Here is a 15,816-nt window from a genome sequence, read left to right as displayed (position 1 = left end):
CCGCGCCGCGCGCGCTCGTTCCCTACAGCCCTACCGCGCGTCAGGCGCCGGCGCCCGGGCCGATCTGCTTGCGGGCCTCGCCGTCGGCGATCTCGTTGCGCAGGCGCGCCATCTCGTTCTCCACGCCGGGGCCCGCGGACAGGGCTTCCAGTTCGCGGGTGATGTCGTCCTTGCCGTAGCCGGTGGGGTCGTCCAGGACGCCGGAGGCGACCAGTTCGTCCAGGGCGGCGCCGCGGGCCTGGAGCTGCGCCGTCTTGTTCTCGGCGCGCTCGATGGCCATGTTGACGTCGCCCATCTCCTCGGAGATGCCGCTGAAGGCCTCGCCGATCTGGGTCGTCGCCTGCGCCGCGGCGTAGGTGGCCTTGATGGTCTCCTTCTTGGTGCGGAAGGCGTCGACCTTCTGCTGGAGACTCTGGGAGGCGCGGACCAGCTTGTCTTCCTCGGCCTGCAGCGCGTTGTACTGCTGCGTCATGTCCTCGATCTGCTGCTGGACCGGGGCGCGGCGGACCAGGGCCTCGCGGGCCAGGTCCTCGCGGCCGACCTCCAGGGCGCGCTTGGCCTGCTCGCCGCGCTTGTCGTAGTCGGCTTGGAGCCCCTTGAGCTGGATTTCCAGGCGCTTGCGGCTGGTCGCCACCTCCGCGACACCGCGGCGCACCTTCTGCAGCAGCTCCAGCTGCTTCTCGTAGGACAGGTCGAGTTGTTCGACCGGATTCTCGCGGCGTTCAAGGGCCGCGTTGGCCTTGGCCTCGACGACCAGCTTCATCCGCTTCATGACGCCGCTCATGGACGCACCCCGCCCCCTTCGATCCGTTTCATGGGATCAACGCTTCCGTGGTGACCGTGGTTCCCAGGATAGACCGGGCGGAATCCGCTTCGGTAACGGTGGTGTGCCCGATTCCGCGCTGGGCCAGGAAGGCTCCGGCCAGCACGATGGCGCCGCCGGTGATCTGAGTGGGCGTCAGGCGCTCGCCGAGGGTGAGCCAGGCCACGACGGTCGCCGAGGCCGGCTCGACGTACGCCAGGCCGGCCGCGACCGGGGCGTTCAGCCGCTGGACCGCTGCGGCGCCGGTGAGGTAGGACAGGATCGTGCTGATCAGCACGATGAACGCGGCCAGCGTCCAGCCCGGCAGGTGGTGCGAGCCCAGCGGCACCGAGTGCCCGAGGATGTGCCAGGGCGCGGACCACGGCGCGGCCAGCGGCGTCAGCAGCACCATGCCGACCGTCATGCCGCCGGTGGTGAGCGTCAGCGGGTCGACCGCGCCGGCGAGGCGGTCGATCAGCAGGAAGTACGTCGCGTTCCCGGCGCCGGCGCCCAGGCCCGCCGCCAGGCCGACCGCGTCCAGGTGCACGCCGGACCAGATCTGCACCACGACCGCCAGCCCGGCCATCGCCACCAAGACGCCGATCGCGGACTCCCGCGACACGTGCGCGTGCCGCACCAGCTTCTCCCACCCGACCACCAACACCGGCCCGGTGAACTCCAGCAGGATCGCGATCCCGACCGGCAGCCGCGAGGCCGCCACGAAGTACAGCGCCTGGCACGCCGCGACCGCCACCAGTCCGTAGACCACGATCGGCCACTTGTGCCGGCGCATCGTCGCCAGCTGTCCCGGCCGGCGGAGCACCAGGCACAGCGCCACCAGCACCACGACCGTCCCGACCAGGCGCACCCACACCGCCTGCATCGGACTGAACCCGGCCGCGATCAGGGCTTTGGCGAACGGGCCGCCGGCCCCGAAGGCCACCGAGGAGGTCACGCCGAACAGGACGCCGGCAGTGGTGCGGTTGACGGAAGCGGTGCTGGTCACCTCGCTGATGGTAATAGGCCCTGGTGCTATCCGTCCTTGACGTCCACGACTCGAAGCCGAGTCGTGATGAGGGCTACTCCGAGCCCAGCAGATGAACCGCCTCGGCGAACGCCCCCGGCGCCTCCTGCGGCAGGTTGTGCCCGACCCCGTCCACCTTGCGGTACTCGAACCGGCCGGTGAACAGCTCCCGGTCCCCGGACTCGGCGAACCCCGGCCCGCCGACGCCGTCCGCCCCGCTCTCCAACACCACGGTCGGCACCCCGATCTCGGTACCGAAAGCGAGCCGTTCCTCGATCGCCCGGTACCGCGGATCGCCTTCCGCCAGGCCGAACCGGTGCCGGTAGGAGTGCACGACCACCCCGACGAAGTCGGGGTTGTGCAGGCTCGGCGCGCTCGCCGCGAACTCGGCCGAGGCCGCCGTCCACGTCGGCGACCACGTCCGCCACAACAGCTCGCACAGCTCCTCGCGGTTCCGCTCAAGCCCGCGCCGCCCGCGATCGCTGTGGAAGTAGTACTGATACCAGTACGTCGCCTCCCACTCCGGCTTCGACGGCTCGCCGGAGTGCGCGATGTCCTGGATGTTGTACCCGTCGACCGTGACCAGCCCGCGCACCCGTCCCGGCCACAGCGCCGCGACGATGCACGCCGCCCGGCCGCCCCAGTCGTAGCCGCCGACGATCGGCCGGTCCAGCCCCAGCGCGTCGATGAAATCGAGCAGATCCTGGCCGATGGCGCCTTGCTGCCCGGAGCGCAGATCGGTCTCGGACTGGAAGCGCGTCTTTCCGAAGCCCCTCAGATACGGCGCGTATACGGAGTAACCGCCCACCGCCACCAATTCCGCGGCGACCTTGTCATAGGCGCGGACGTCGTAAGGGAAGCCGTGGAGCAGGACAACGGGAATCCCCGTCGGATCTCCTGCGTGCTCATAGGCGATGTCGAGGACAGGCGTCGCAATGTGATCCACCGCGGTGAAGGTCATGAAGAAATCTTGGCATATTCGTTCGCATGGACTTCGAAGAACGCAGCCTCGGCGAGCACGGAATTCCGCAGTTCAGACACCAGAAACCGCTCGTTGGGCCCGTGCAGCCGGCACCGCGTCCTCAGCGGTGAGCTGCGCGATGGCCATGCGGTCGGCAACTCACACCCGGCCCCGCCGCGCCGCCTCTTGTTGGATGACTCGCGCACGCCTACGATGAGCCTCCCGAGAACATGAAGATGCTTCACATATCTGGAGCGCGCCTTGTCCATAGAGACTTCGCACGGCCCGGGCACCACGTCCTCTCCGTTCGACGCGGAGCCCACGGAGAAGGTGCGGGCGCCCTGGATCACCGGGTTCGTGTTCGCGGGGCTCGGCTGGCAGGTGGCCAGCCAGGTGCCCAGCACGTTCACGGTGCCGCAGCAGATCAAGGACATCGACCCGGCCGGGCATGTCGCGGACTTCGCGTGGGTGAACACGATCGGCACGCTGTCGATCCTGTTCCTCGGCCCGCTGTTCGGGATGCTGTCGGACCGGACGGTCTCGCGGTTCGGGCGGCGGCGGCCGTGGATCGCGCTCGGCGGTGTCGCGGCCGCGGCGGCGTTGGTCTTCAGCGGGACGCAGAACTCGATATGGGGCGTCGGTCTGGGCTACCTGCTGCAGACGGTGTTCGTGGCCGCGCTGGCGGCCGGCATGGTCACGATCGTCCCGGACCAGGTGCCCTCCGGGCAGCGCGGCGTGGTGCTCGGCTGGGGCGGGGTGCCGCAGGCCGCCGCGCTGATCATCGGCGGGGTGCTGGTCTCGCTGTCGAAGGGGTACGTCGGGCAGTACGCGGCGCTGGCCTCGCTGATGGTGTTCGTGGTGTTGTTCGCGTGGCGCGTCGGGGATCCGAAGCTGCCGCGGGAACGGCGGGAACCCTTCAGTTTCCAGGCCTATCTGGCCAACTACCGCATCCAGGTGCGGCAGTACCCCGACTTCGGCTGGGCGTTGGCGACGCGGTTCCTGATGGTGCTCGGCTACGGCCTCGGGACGCTCTACACGCCGTACTTCCTGGACGACGTCCTCGGGTTCAAGAACACGGCGGCGGACAAGAGCAACGACAGCCACCTGCTGATCGTGGTCGCGGTGAACAGCGTCTCCACGGTCGCGCTGGTCGTGATCGCCGGCTGGCTGTCGGACCGCTGGGGGCGGCGAAAGCCCTTGGTGGCGGCCGGATCGGCGGTGATGGCGGTCGCGGCGGCGATGCTCGCGGTGCACCAGACCTGGGGGATGATGCTCGCCGCGGGCGCCGTGCTCGGGCTCGGATACGGGGTCTACCTGAGCGTGGACGGCGCGCTGGTCACGCAGACCCTGCCCTCCGGCGCCGACCGGGGACGCGACATGGGGTTCGCGAACTTGATGACCATCATCCCGTTCGCGCTGGTGCCGCCGATCGCGGCTCTGCTCATCAAGTTCGCGGGCGGGTACGCTGCACTGTTCTGGGCCTCGGCCGTCGCTTCGGTCGCCGGTGCCGTGTGTATCAACAGGATTCGCGGCGTTCGCTAGAGAAACAGGTAGATCGGTACCAATGACTTCACCTTCACGGGTCCTCGTGATCGGCATCGACGGGGTGCGTCTGGACGTGCTGCGCGCCGTCTCCACCCCGCACCTCGACGCGGTCGCGGCCGCCGGGTTCCTGGCGCCGGTGCGCATCGACGACGCCACGCCGACGTGGTCCGGGCCGTGCTGGGCGACGGTCGCGACCGGCGTGTCGGCGGCGAAGCACGGCATCATGCACAACGTGTTCACCGGGCACCGGCTCGCGGACCACCCGGACTTCCTGACGCTGTCCTCGCTGGCGGGCAAGCGGACGTACCTGTCGGTCGGGAGCTGGGAGCCGCTGGCGACGGCGGCGTGCGGCGGACCGCTGTTCGCGGCGCCGGACCGGGTGACGTTCACGTCCTACGGCCTGGACTGCGACCGCGGCGACGAGGCGGCGACGGTGGACGCGGAGCGCGAACTGCTGGCGGCGGACTACGACGTGGCCTTCGTGTACCTGGGCGACGTGGACGAGACCGGACACGAACTCGGTGTCGGGGACGAGTACCGCGCGGCGGTGGAGCGTGCCGACGCGCGGCTCGGGCGGCTGGTGGCGACGGTGCGTTCGCGGCCGGGCTATGCCCAGGAGCGGTGGACCGTCATCGTGGTGACGGACCACGGCCACGTCGACGAGGGCGGCCACGGCGGCGACAGCGAGGTGGAGCGCACGGCGTGGATCGCCGCCAGCGGGCCGGGCATCGCGGCGGGGGCCGAGATGGGGACGCTGCGGCATGTGGACGTCGCGGCCCACGTGTATGAGGCGATCGGGCTCAGCGAGGAGATGGCCGGGCTTCCCTTGGAGGGGAAGCCCTTCGCGGCGGTGTGACGCGGGCCGGGGTCAGGAGGCTGCTTCAGCCTCCTGCACTTTGGCGTCCTGAACTTCGGCCTCCTGCACCTCGGCGGCCTCCACCCGCTTCGGGAACGGGATCCGCATCAGGTCCTCGGCGATGTGGATCGGACCCTCGAACTCCTCGGCGGCCTCGGCCAGGTAGCGGGCCGGCGCCTCGTCGACCGGGTAGCGCTGCGAGAAGTGCGTCAGCACCAGCTCGCGCACGCCCGCGTCGGCCGCCAGGCGCGCGGCCTGCCGGGCGGTGAGGTGGCCGAACTGGCCGGCCTGCTCCTGCTCGGAGTCCAGGAACGTGGCCTCGACGACGAGCAGGTCCACGCCGGCGGCCAGCTGCTCGGCGCCGGGGCAGCGGCGGGTGTCCATCAGGAAGGCGAAGCTCTGGCCGGGCTTGGGGACGCTGACATCGGCCAGCGTGACGTCGCCGAGCCGGCCCACGGCCCGCAGCCGCGAGATGTCCGGGCCCTTGATCCCGGCCGCCGCGAGCTTGCGCGGCAGCATCCTGACGCCGTCGGCCTCGTCGACGCGGTAGCCCTGGCAGGGGATGCCGTGGTCGAGCGGGGCGACGCTGAGGGTCAGACCGCCGCCCAGGAGATAGGAGCGCGGGCCGGTCGCGGGCTGCGTCGCGATCTTCGCGCGCGCGTGGTGCGGCGTCGCGAAACGCAGGTGCTCGAAGTACTCCTCGTGCTCGCCGGGGAAGTGGCAGACCACTTCGTGCGGCACGTCGTCCAGCGACATGCGCTGCAGGATGCCGGGCAGCCCCAGGGCGTGGTCGCCGTGGAAGTGCGTGATGCACAGGCGGGTGATCTCACTGACCGACAGGCCCGCGAACTGCATCTGACGCTGCGCGCCCTCGCCGGGATCGAACAGGAAACCCTGCTCGTCGAAGCGGAGGAAGTAGGCGTTGTGGGAGCGGTGGCGCGTCGGCACCTGCGAGGCGGTACCCAGGATGACCAGCTCGCGCATCATCGGCGCGCCTCCTGTTCGACTCCGGCGCGGACGCGGTCCCACGACCAGCCGTCCGCGAGAAGGTGGCTGACCAGACTCGCATCCAGGAGCGCCAGAACGGTGTACGCACGGAACTCCGGATCCCGGTCCTCGGTGAACAGCATGGTCAGGTGCGTCTTCCAGAACTGGTAGACGCCCAGCCGATAGCGGGCCCCCGGCGCCGCGGTCTCCGAGGCGAGCAGCAGATCCAGATGCGCCTGCAGGTAGTCGAGATAGGCGTGGACGAAGGCCACACGGCGCTCGCCGTGCGTGGCATCCGGCCCCAGCGGCGCGGGACCCGCGATCATCGCGAGCTGGAGCTTCTTCTCCTTGTCATCCAGCAGCGCGGCCACCAGCCCGCTCTTGTCCCGGAACCGACGGTAGACGGTCCCCTTGCCGACACCCGCCTCCTGCGCCACCGCATCGGTGGTGAGCGCCTCGACACCGCCATGCGTGTACAGACGCCACGCGGCCTGGAGCACCAGGGCTCTGTTGCGCGCGGCATCGGCACGCTCGCGCGGCGGATCATCGGCGAGGGGCAGATCGGGCCGAGAAGGGTCGGGCATGAATCCATTCTAGACAAACGGACCGAGGTCCGCATACTCTTGAATCAGACAAGCGGACCGCAGTCCGGATCCACTGTTTCAGGAGGCACAGCCATGACCACCCTCATCACGCGCGACGACCTGAAGGCCGCGATAGCCGACGGCACAGCCACCGTCCTCGACGCCCTCGCCGGCACCTACTGGGAGAAGCAACACCTCCCCGGCGCCATCCCCCTGCACGCCGACGACCCGGAGCAGCTGTACCGCGACCTGCTGCCAGACCGGGACGCGCTGATCGTGACCTACTGCTCGAACGCGGCCTGCCCGAACAGCGGCCAGGTGGCCGCCAGGCTGGAGCGGCTGGGGTACACGAACGTACGGAAGTACCGGGAGGGCATCGAGGACTGGACGGCGGCCGGGCTGCCGGTGGAGTCGGGGGTGGCGGGGGAGTAGGCGAGGCGAGGCCGGGCGACCAGGAAGGCGCCGAGTCGGTTGGCCATCGCGAGCGTGGGGCAGCCGGTCGGGTGACCGCCAGGCTGGCTGTTGAGAGTGAGCCGTGCAGTGGGGCCGCAGATCCACCGGCGGGGAACTGGCGCGGTGAGAGGAGAACTGGCCGGGTGATCGCCGACCCGGTTGCCCATCGCTGGCGAATTCGCAGGTCAGCGCGGCGGGCGGGAAGTCGGGTGCCGCTTTACCCTGGGCACATGATCAGGATCTGCTTCTCCGGGGTCACCGGGTGGGCCGCTTCGGCGATCGTCGCGGGGATCGAGGCGTCGGCCGATCTTGTGCTGGTCTCGGGTGTCTCGCGGTCGGGGGCGGGGAGGTCGATTGCGGAGGTGGTCGGCGGGTCGGGGTCGGGGCGGGTGTTCGCGTCTGTTGGCGAGGCGCTTGCTGCGGAGTCGGCGGATGTGGTGGTCGACTACACGAGTGCGGCTGCTGTGAGGCAGAACGCTTTCGCGGCGGTGCAGGCTGGTGCGCATGTGGTGATCGGGTCGTCGGGGTTGACGGGTGCGGACTATGTCGAGCTGGATGGGGCGGCTCGTGATCATGAGGTCGGGGTGATCGCCGCCGGGAACTTCTCGGTGATGGCCGCGGTGCTTCAGAAGGCTGCGACGCTTGCGGCCGAGCATCTGGATCGGTGGGAGATCATCGACTATGCCAGCGCGGGTAAGCCCGATGTGCCGAGTGGGACTGCGCGGGAGCTTGCCGAGACGTTGGGGGCGGTTCGGCGGCCGGTGCCTGCGGTGCCGCTCGCGGAGCTGCATGGGCCGGTCGAGGCGCGGGGTGCCGAGGTGGGTGGCGCTCGGGTTCATTCGGTGCGGTTGCCGAGTTATGTGGTCAGTACCGAGATCATCTTTGGTGGGGCCGGGGAGCGCCTCGTCATGAAGCACGACGCCGGGCCCGATCCCGCGCCCTACGTCGACGGCACCCTGCTCGCGGTGCGGCATGTCGGCGATGCGGTCGGGGTTCGGCGGGGTCTGGACACCCTGCTGTTCGGCGGTTGAGCGCTGTGGGGCCTGAGCCCGCCTGAACCTGCCTGAACCCGCCTGAACCCGCCCGAGCCCGCCTGAGCCCGCACGTCCCCGGCGGCCCGCCGCACGGGCCACCGAGGACACCGCCCGCGCCGCGCCTATCCGCGCGGGCGGTCGAGCTCGACGTTCTCGAGCACGCCGAGCGCGTCGGGCACCAGGATGGCGGCCGAGTAGTAGGCGCTCACGAGGTAGCTGATGACGGCTTTGTCGTCGATGCCCATGAAGCGGACGTTCAGGCTCGGTTCGAACTCGTCGGGCAGGCCGCTCTGGTGCAGGCCGACCACGCCCTGCTCGTCCTCGCCGGTGCGCATGGCCAGGATGGAGGTGGTGTGGCCGGCGGTGACCGGGATCTTCGAGCAGGGGTAGATCGGGACGTCGCGCCAGGCGAAGACGCGGTTGCCGTCCACGGTGCCGGAGGTGGGGTACACGCCGCGCTTGGTGCACTCGCGGCCGAAGGCGGCGATGGCTTTGGGGTGCGCCAGGAAGAACTTGGTGGAGCGGCGCATGGAGAGCAGTTCGTCCATGTCGTCGGGGGTCGGCGGGCCGCTGTGGGTGTGGATGCGCTGCTCGTTCGCGGCGTTGGGGAGCAGGCCGAACCGCGGGTTGTTCAGCAGCTCGTGCTCCTGGCGCTCCTTGAGCGCCTCGACGGTCAGCCGCAGCTGCTGTTCGGTCTGGTTCATCGGGTCGTTGTAGAGGTCTGCGACGCGGGTGTGGACGCGCAGGACGGTCTGCGCCACCGAGAGCTGGTACTCGCGGGGCTGGAGCTCGTAGTCGACGAACGTGCCCGGCAGGCCGGTCTCGCCCTCGTGGCCGGCGGCCAGGGAGATCTCCGCCTCGCCCTTCTTGTTCACCGCCTTGGCGCGGCGGGCCGTGTGCGAGGCGATCTGCGTGCGCAGTGCCTCCGAGCGGTCCAGCAGTTCCTGGAACGCGCTCAGCGGGAGCGCCAGTAGGGTGCCGGCGGTGGTGGCGCGGGCGCCGTAGGCCCAGGGGACCGAGTCCACCACGCCGCCGTCCACCGCCTCGTCGCCGAGGTGGTCGCCGCCGGCCAGGGAGCCGATGACCGTCGTCTCGCCGTATTTGCCGGTGCCGACCTTGGCGACCTTGCCGTGTCCGACGATCAGGATCTCGGTCACCGGCCGGCCGGCCTCGGCCAGTTGCTCGTCGGCGGTGAAGCGGCGCTGGGTGAAGCGGCCGGCGAGTTCCGCCAGGAGCGCGTCGTCGTCCAGGCCGCGCAGGATCGGCAGCTCGGTCAGCGTGGCGGGCAGGACCCTGATGTCCTCGCCGGTCTGGTCGAAGGCGATCCGGCCGCGCCCGACGGCGTGCGTCAGGCGCCGGTTCACGCGGTAGGTGCCGCCGGAGACCTGCACGAACGGGAGCTTGCGGAGCAGCCACCGGGAGGTGATGCCCTGCATCTGCGGGACGGTCTTGGTGGTCGTGGCCAGGTTGCGGGCGGCGGCGGTGCTCAGGCTCAGCGGGTCGTCCTGGAGGAGGTCCTGCGGCATGGGATCGGTCGGCATGCCTCCACGTAACCAATGGTCTTCTCGCGTCCGCAATATGCGGCTTTGGTACTTCCTTACTTCGAGTGATTGGCGACTGGCCGGGATTGACGCGGCGCCCCGGCGGTCGCGGCCCTTGTGGGGCCGCTGATCGCCGGGACGCCGCGCGGGAGGGGAGGGAACCGGTCAGGAAATGGCGAAGTCGTCCGCGTAGACGTCGCCCTGGCTGTACCAGCCGTGGACGAACACCGTCACGTTCCCGGTGGCGTCGGTCGTGAACGGCACCGACAGCTTGGTCCAGCCCGACGCCGAGGTCCACGCGCTGCCGCTGGCCCCGCCGCTGACGCCGACGAAGGCGTAGTTGCCCTGGACGTAGGCGGTGAGCGTGTAGGCGTGGTTCGGCGTCAGGCCCGTGACCGCCTGGTCGCACTCGCCGGTGGCGCCCGCGGTCGGCGAGATCTTCGCCGCGTGCGAGCCGGAGTGCACCGGGCTGCCCACGACCGCGTCAGTGCTCTGACACGTCCACGGGCTGAACGACCCGGTCTCGAACCCGCCGTTGACGATCGCGCCGCCGCCCCCGCCGCCGGGACCGGTGACGGTCACGGTGAAGGTGGCGCTGTGGCTTCCTGAGGCCGCAGTGCCGGTGACCGTGATCGGGTACGTCCCGGCCGGGGTGGTCGAGGCCGTGGCCACGGTGAGCGTCGACGTGCCGCCGGCGGTCACCGAGGTCGGGCTGAGGCTGACGGTGGCCCCGGAGGGGGCTCCGCTGGCGGCCAGCGCGACGCTCTGCGCCGTGCCGTTGGTGACCGCCGTGGACACCGTCGCCGTGGCGGTCGCGCCCTGAGCCAGCGTGGCCGACGTCGGCGAGACGCCCACGGAGAAGTCGTTCGTCGGCGGCGGAGGCGTGGTCCCGCCGCTGGTGAACGGTTCGAAGGTGTTGCTGAAGTACCAGGTGCTCTGCGCGATGCCCGAGCAGGTGTCCGAGCCGCCGGTGCCCACGCAGCCGCCGTTGTCACGCTGCAGCGCCCAGAACGAGATCTCCGCGATGCCCTGGGAGTTGGCCCAGCTCAGCACGGTCGGCGCGTCCGAGGTCTGGAACGTCTCGGCCGCCCCGTAGTCGTCGATGCCGGGCATCTCGGTGACGCCGATCGTCGCCCACAGCTGGGCGGCGGTCTTGCTCGGGTACAAGGTGGCGAGCTGCTTCTCAAGGCCGGTGGCGGCGGTCTTGGTGTCGTTCGCCATCTCGTGCGTCGCGCCGTCGTAGTAGTCGAAGGTCATGATGTTGACGACATCGATGCGCGCGTTGTTGGTGACCGCGTTCTTCAGCACCGCAAGGCCCGAGGAGGCCAGGCCGCTGGTGGTCGTGGGCAGGGTGTAGCTGAACTGGACGGTGCGGCCGTTGGCCGCGGCCCAGTCCTCGACCATCTTGATGGCCTTGTTGCGCCGGTCGATGCCGGCCGTGTCGGTCAGCGAGTTGTCCTCGGTGTCCAGGTCGAGCCGGGTGACGTTGTACGTCGTGATGACGTTCTCGTACGCCGCGGCGATCGAGCTCACATCGGTGCAGCTGTCGGCGATCTCGGTGCCCCCGTCGTCGGCGGCGTACCCGCCGAACGAGGGGATCACGTCGCCGCCGTTGGCCCGGATCGTGGCGATCGAGGAACCGTAGGTGGACGACGAGATCGGCGTCGAGGTGTCGCCGTCCCAGTCGACCGTGCACGAACCCTTGCTGGCGGTCTGGATGAACGCCATCGTCAGGTATTTCGCGCCGGACTGCTGGCTCAGGGTCGCCGGGTCGTCGCCGTTGTAGGCCTCGAAATAGGGCGCGAACACGTGCGCCGGGATGGGGGTGCCGGTCGACGCGGCAGGCGTCGCCGCGGCGGCATGGCTTGCGGCGCTGGACGCCAGAACGGCGCCGGCGCTCGCGGCCAGTGTCGCCGCGGCTGTTGCGAGCACGCGGAGATGACGGCCTGTCCGTTTCATGATGCTCCCAGATGGCAGGGCGTTGATCAGGACTGGATCTGTATCGAACCTAAGAGCTCGAAGAGGCGGCCGCCCTGGGGGACATCATTGGACTAGACCAGAGGTCTGTCAAGGTTCCTAACAATTCGTTTTGCCGCAACCTGGGACGCGGTGTTTTCGGGAGTTCGGCGCCTGTCCGTAAATGCACTGAATGCAATAAGCAGAGCCTTGTGTTGCCTTTGTTCCTTTCGCAGCTTTCAGGGCGACCGCAGCGCGTCGACCGCGATGCGCGCCGCGGTGCCGATGACGGCGTCGGCGGCGGGCAGGATCGCGGCGGTCGAGGCGGCGCGGGTGAAGACGGCTACCGCGTAGCGCCCGCCGTCGGGGTACTCGACGACGCCGGCCTCGGCGCGGACCGTGGGCAGGGTGGCGGTCTTCCCGCTGACCCGGACGTCGTCGAACGGGAAGCCCGACGACATGCGATGGGTCCAGGCCTGCACCCCGAGCACGGAGCGCAGTTCCCCGGCGAGCTCGCCGGCGCAGACCTCGTCGCGCCAGATGGCGGCGAACAGCTCGGCCAACTGGCGCGGGGTGGAGCGGTTGGTCTGCTCAGGATTCAGAACACTGATATCTGCCAACGCCGCGGGATCGGCGAGGTTCGGCGTGGCCAGGAGCGCGTCCCTGATGGCCGCCATGTCGTGGACGGCGATGGTGTCGGGCAGGCCGAGATCGGCCATGGCGCGGTTGACCGTGTCGAGCCCGACCTCGCGCCACAGGACGTCCGCGGCGGCGTTGTCGCTGACCGCGACGACGAGGGTGGCCAGGTCGCGCAGCGAGAGCCGGACGGCGTCGCGCATCACGGCCAGACCGGACAGGCCGGGGGTGCGTTCGGCGGCGGGGACCTCGATCTGGCGGGTGCGATCGATGCGCCCGGCGGCGGCTTCGCGATAGAGGGTGGCCAGCAGGCACACCTTGTGGAGGCTGCTGGTCGGGACGAGGTGCGTGCCCGAGACCGAGACCGAGGCGCCGGAATCGATGTCGAGGGCGTGCAGTCGGCCGGTGACGCCGGCGTCGGAGAAGGCCGCGGCGATGCGGTTCACGGCGCGGCGGCCGGCGGTGGTCGACAGGGAGAGGGATGCGGGGCCGGATGCGGGGCTGGATTCGGAGACGGATGCAGAGCCGGAAGCGGAGGCGGATGCGGGGCTGGACGCGGGGCCGGATTCGGAGGCGAATGCAGAGCCGGAACCGGAACCGGAGCCGGAAGCGGAGAAGTATTCGGTCACAGCGCGAACTCCGTCTCCGGTCGGGCGGCGCGAGGGCGTTCGGCGGGTGCCGCGTACATCCCGGCATGCGCGCGCAGCGCGGCGTCGGCGGCCTCGGCGAAGACGCGCACGGCCGGGCCGTCGTGGCCCGCGGGCCAGGCCGTGGACGTGCGCCAGGACAGGGGGCGGCCGGCCAGCGGACGCCAGGCGGTGCCGGGTTCGGGTGGCGGTGCGGGCATCAGGGCGGTCAGGTCGGCGCCGGCCATGATGAGCGCGCGGGTGAAGTCCAGGCCCTCGGCGTCGCGGATCGCGGTCGGCGTGAAACCGTGGCGGGCGCACGCGGTCAGCGTCTCGTCGTGGAGCGCCGGGCTGTTCGCGCGCGGCGGCATGGCCAGAGCGCGGCCGCTCAGGGCTCTGAGTTCCACCACCGGGCCGGCGGCCAGCGGGTCGTCGGCCCGCAGCAGCACCCCGAGCGGCTGGTGCAGCATCGGCCCGAACGCCAGCCCGGCGGCCAGACAGGGATGCCGCACGATCCCGGCGTCCAGCGTGCCGGCCGCCAGCTCCGCGGTCTGCTCGGCGGTGGCGAGTTCCCGGAGATCGAGCTCGCCGCCGGGGCTGCGTTCCTGGAACGCGGTCAGCAGCGCCGCGACCGCCGCGCCGCCGAGGTGCGGCGGCACCGCCGCGCGCAGGGTCCCCATCTCGCCGTCCTGCAGCCGCCCGACCACCGAGCGCAGCCGGTCGGCGGCGTCGAGCACCGCCTGGCTCTGGGCCAGCACCAGGCGCCCGGCCGGGGTCAGGACCGCGCCGCTGCGGCCCCGGTCGAACAACCGCACCCCGAACTCGCGCTCCAGGCGCTGGATCCGTTGCGACAGCGAGGGCTGCGCGAGCCGCAGCCGGACGGCGGCCCGCCCGAAGTGCTGTTCCTCAGCGACCACGCGGAAGTAGCGGAGGTGCGTCAAGAGGTCCATGACATCGGATCATAGTCATATCGCTATGGATGTGTTTCCCATACGACTCTTGGACAGAGTCGCGGAGGGCGCGCTTTCCTTGCGAGCTATGGCAGGCAAGCAAAAGCGGGGAAACCGCAGGACACGGACCGTCACCGCGGCGGTCGTCTCAGTCGCGGTGGTGGCGGCGGCTTCCGTGGCCTTCTGGCTGCGGTCCGACCACCACGGCGCGTCGCCGACGGCGCAGAGCCAGGCGGGCGGCTCGGCGGCGTCTTCGGACGCCGCCACCGCGACCCCGGACGCGGTGGCGAAGGACTTCTTGGCGGCCTGGGCGTCGGGGGACTACACCAAGGCCGGCTCGCTCACCGACAACGCGGCGGCCGCCGGGCCCCGGTTGCAGGCGGTTATGAAGTCGCTGAATCCCAAGTCCACACAGCTCACACTGGGATCGCAGATCCCTGCGACGGGTGCTTCGCCGGATTCGGCGACCCGGTACAACTTCAGCGTCGTGGACTCCTTCGACGGCGGGTTGCAGTGGAGCTACAACTCCATCCTCGCCGTGGCCCCGGCGGCCGGAAACGCGAACGGTCTCCTGGTCCACTGGTCCTCGGCGGTCATCCATCCGCAACTCGGCGCGCAAGCGAACCTCACGGCGACCCCGCCGCCCGCGACCGTCGTCGACGACACCGGCCTGCCGCTCCAGGCGGCGGCGCATCCCAGCCTGGCGACCGTGCTCTCGCGCATGGCGACCGCCAAACGGCCCGGCGGCGCGGCGCCGACCGCGCTCCAGATCAACTTCGTCGACATCAACACCGGCGTGCCGATCGGCGGGAGCATGCCGGTCGCGCTCGGCACGACGCCGAGCGGGGCCACGGCGCAGATCCCTTCGACGCTCGACGCCCGCGTCCAGACCGCGGCCGAGCAAGCGCTGAACGCCTACCCGAACTCGGGCATGGTGGTCATCAAGCCCAGCACCGGCGGGGTCCTGGCGATGGCCAGCAACTCCCAGACCACCGCGGGGCTGGCGTATCACGCGCTGCGCGCGCCGGGCTCGACGTTCAAGACCGTCACCACCGCGGCCCTTCTGCAGACCGGTCTCAAGCCGTCGGACTCGGCGCCGTGCCCGCCGACCTCGACGGTCGGATCGCAGACGTACCACAACGACGAAGGCCTGAAGAACGGCTACCCGAACGCGACCCTGACCGACGCCTTCGAGCAGTCCTGCAACACCTCCTACGTCGGGCTGCGCGACCGGCTGTCGGGCCTGTCCGCGCTGGAGACCGAGGCGAAGACGCAGTTCGGCCTGAACCAGCCGTGGGACATGGGCCTGGGCTCGGCGACGTACTGCACGGCGGGCACCGAGCAGGTCCCCGCGGCCGACGGGCAGGAGCGGTTCGCCGCCGAGACGTTCGGCCAGGGCGACATCACGATGTGTCCGCTGACGATGGCCTCGGTCGCCGCGACGGTGGCCAGTGGCGGGTTCAAGCAGCCGATCCTGGTCCCGGGGCAGAGCCAGGTGGCGGCGACGCCCTTGCCGGCCGCGGTTGACAAGGACCTCAAGACCCTGATGCGCGGGGTCATCACGGAGGGCACCGCCACCTCGCTGCGCGGCATCAGCCCGACGCTCGGCGCGAAGACCGGCACCGCCGAGCGTCAGAACGAGGACCCGGACAGCTGGATGATCGCGATGGATCCGCAGCATGACATCGCGGTGGCGTGCGTGGTGCTGAACGGCGGGTTCGGCAACGACAAGGCGGGACCGGCGATCAAGGCGATGTTGAACGGGATCGGGATCGGCTGAGCGGAGCGGGAGCGAACCTGACGCTAGTACGGACGCTGTCATAGGGCGGTTATCCGCCCTATGGCGGTTCGGCTTTCACGA

The 15,816-nt window shown here is 70.5% G+C and carries 14 protein-coding genes; 5 read left to right on the top strand and 9 right to left on the bottom strand.

Annotated features, from left to right (window positions below):
- Positions 1–40: 40 nt before the first annotated feature.
- From ABIA35_RS15980 to ABIA35_RS15970, 3 genes are all read right to left on the bottom strand, one after another.
- The gene (locus ABIA35_RS15980) at positions 41–784 is read right to left on the bottom strand and encodes a PspA/IM30 family protein (RefSeq protein ID WP_370339465.1); all 744 of its coding nucleotides are present in this window, start codon (positions 782–784) and stop codon (positions 41–43) included.
- 28 nt (positions 785–812) lie between these two features.
- The gene (locus tag ABIA35_RS15975) at positions 813–1,808 is read right to left on the bottom strand and encodes a DMT family transporter (RefSeq protein WP_370339467.1); all 996 of its coding nucleotides are present in this window, start codon (positions 1,806–1,808) and stop codon (positions 813–815) included.
- 73 nt (positions 1,809–1,881) lie between these two features.
- The gene (locus ABIA35_RS15970; RefSeq protein ID WP_370358376.1) at positions 1,882–2,787 is read right to left on the bottom strand and encodes an alpha/beta fold hydrolase; all 906 of its coding nucleotides are present in this window, start codon (positions 2,785–2,787) and stop codon (positions 1,882–1,884) included.
- Between the two features lie 261 nt (positions 2,788–3,048).
- Between ABIA35_RS15970 and ABIA35_RS15965 the strand changes: the two genes are divergently transcribed.
- Together ABIA35_RS15965 and ABIA35_RS15960 are read left to right on the top strand one after the other, a co-directional pair.
- Entirely contained in the window at positions 3,049–4,329 is a 1,281-nt protein-coding gene (locus ABIA35_RS15965; RefSeq protein ID WP_370339471.1) for an MFS transporter, read from the top strand.
- A 22-nt stretch (positions 4,330–4,351) separates the two neighbouring features.
- Entirely contained in the window at positions 4,352–5,188 is an 837-nt protein-coding gene (locus ABIA35_RS15960; RefSeq protein ID WP_370339473.1) for an alkaline phosphatase family protein, read from the top strand.
- 12 nt (positions 5,189–5,200) lie between these two features.
- Here the strand turns inward: ABIA35_RS15960 and ABIA35_RS15955 are convergent, their stop codons facing one another.
- Together ABIA35_RS15955 and ABIA35_RS15950 are read right to left on the bottom strand one after the other, a co-directional pair.
- Positions 5,201–6,175 (bottom strand): ribonuclease Z, encoded by a 975-nt coding sequence (locus ABIA35_RS15955; protein ID WP_370358375.1) that lies wholly within the window; start codon positions 6,173–6,175, stop codon positions 5,201–5,203.
- Entirely contained in the window at positions 6,172–6,759 is a 588-nt protein-coding gene (locus ABIA35_RS15950) for a TetR/AcrR family transcriptional regulator (protein WP_370339477.1), read from the bottom strand. The genes ABIA35_RS15955 and ABIA35_RS15950 overlap by 4 nt, the downstream gene beginning before the upstream one ends.
- Positions 6,760–6,852: 93 nt before the next feature.
- On the opposite strand from ABIA35_RS15950, the gene ABIA35_RS15945 reads away from it, so the two are divergent.
- Positions 6,853–7,191, top strand: coding sequence for a rhodanese-like domain-containing protein (locus ABIA35_RS15945; RefSeq protein ID WP_370339479.1), 339 nt, complete (start codon positions 6,853–6,855; stop codon positions 7,189–7,191).
- 251 nt (positions 7,192–7,442) lie between these two features.
- The gene (gene dapB / locus ABIA35_RS15940; RefSeq protein ID WP_370358374.1) at positions 7,443–8,243 is read left to right on the top strand and encodes a 4-hydroxy-tetrahydrodipicolinate reductase; all 801 of its coding nucleotides are present in this window, start codon (positions 7,443–7,445) and stop codon (positions 8,241–8,243) included.
- Between the two features lie 125 nt (positions 8,244–8,368).
- On the opposite strand, the gene ABIA35_RS15935 is transcribed toward dapB, so the two are convergent.
- The 4 genes from ABIA35_RS15935 to ABIA35_RS15920 form a co-directional block, all read right to left on the bottom strand.
- Positions 8,369–9,787, bottom strand: coding sequence for a family 2B encapsulin nanocompartment shell protein (locus ABIA35_RS15935; RefSeq protein WP_370358373.1), 1,419 nt, complete (start codon positions 9,785–9,787; stop codon positions 8,369–8,371).
- A gap of 165 nt (positions 9,788–9,952) precedes the next feature.
- Positions 9,953–11,746 carry a glycosyl hydrolase family 18 protein gene (locus ABIA35_RS15930; protein WP_370358372.1) on the bottom strand — a complete coding sequence of 598 codons (1,794 nt, stop codon included), beginning with the start codon at positions 11,744–11,746 and terminating at the stop codon, positions 9,953–9,955.
- Between the two features lie 236 nt (positions 11,747–11,982).
- Positions 11,983–12,825, bottom strand: a complete 843-nt coding sequence (locus ABIA35_RS15925; RefSeq protein ID WP_370358371.1) for a serine hydrolase — start codon at positions 12,823–12,825, stop codon at positions 11,983–11,985.
- A 179-nt stretch (positions 12,826–13,004) separates the two neighbouring features.
- Positions 13,005–13,955, bottom strand: a complete 951-nt coding sequence (locus ABIA35_RS15920; RefSeq protein WP_370358370.1) for a LysR substrate-binding domain-containing protein — start codon at positions 13,953–13,955, stop codon at positions 13,005–13,007.
- 88 nt (positions 13,956–14,043) lie between these two features.
- Between ABIA35_RS15920 and ABIA35_RS15915 the strand changes: the two genes are divergently transcribed.
- Positions 14,044–15,735 (top strand): penicillin-binding transpeptidase domain-containing protein, encoded by a 1,692-nt coding sequence (locus tag ABIA35_RS15915; RefSeq protein ID WP_370358369.1) that lies wholly within the window; start codon positions 14,044–14,046, stop codon positions 15,733–15,735.
- The last annotated feature ends 81 nt before the right edge of the window (positions 15,736–15,816 follow it).

This window comes from Catenulispora sp. MAP12-49 (assembly GCF_041262705.1).
In the GTDB taxonomy this organism is placed as follows: Bacteria; Actinomycetota; Actinomycetes; order Streptomycetales; family Catenulisporaceae; genus Catenulispora.
The sequence above is the reverse complement of the archived record's forward strand: the minus strand, read 5'-3'. Positions and strand labels throughout refer to the sequence as shown.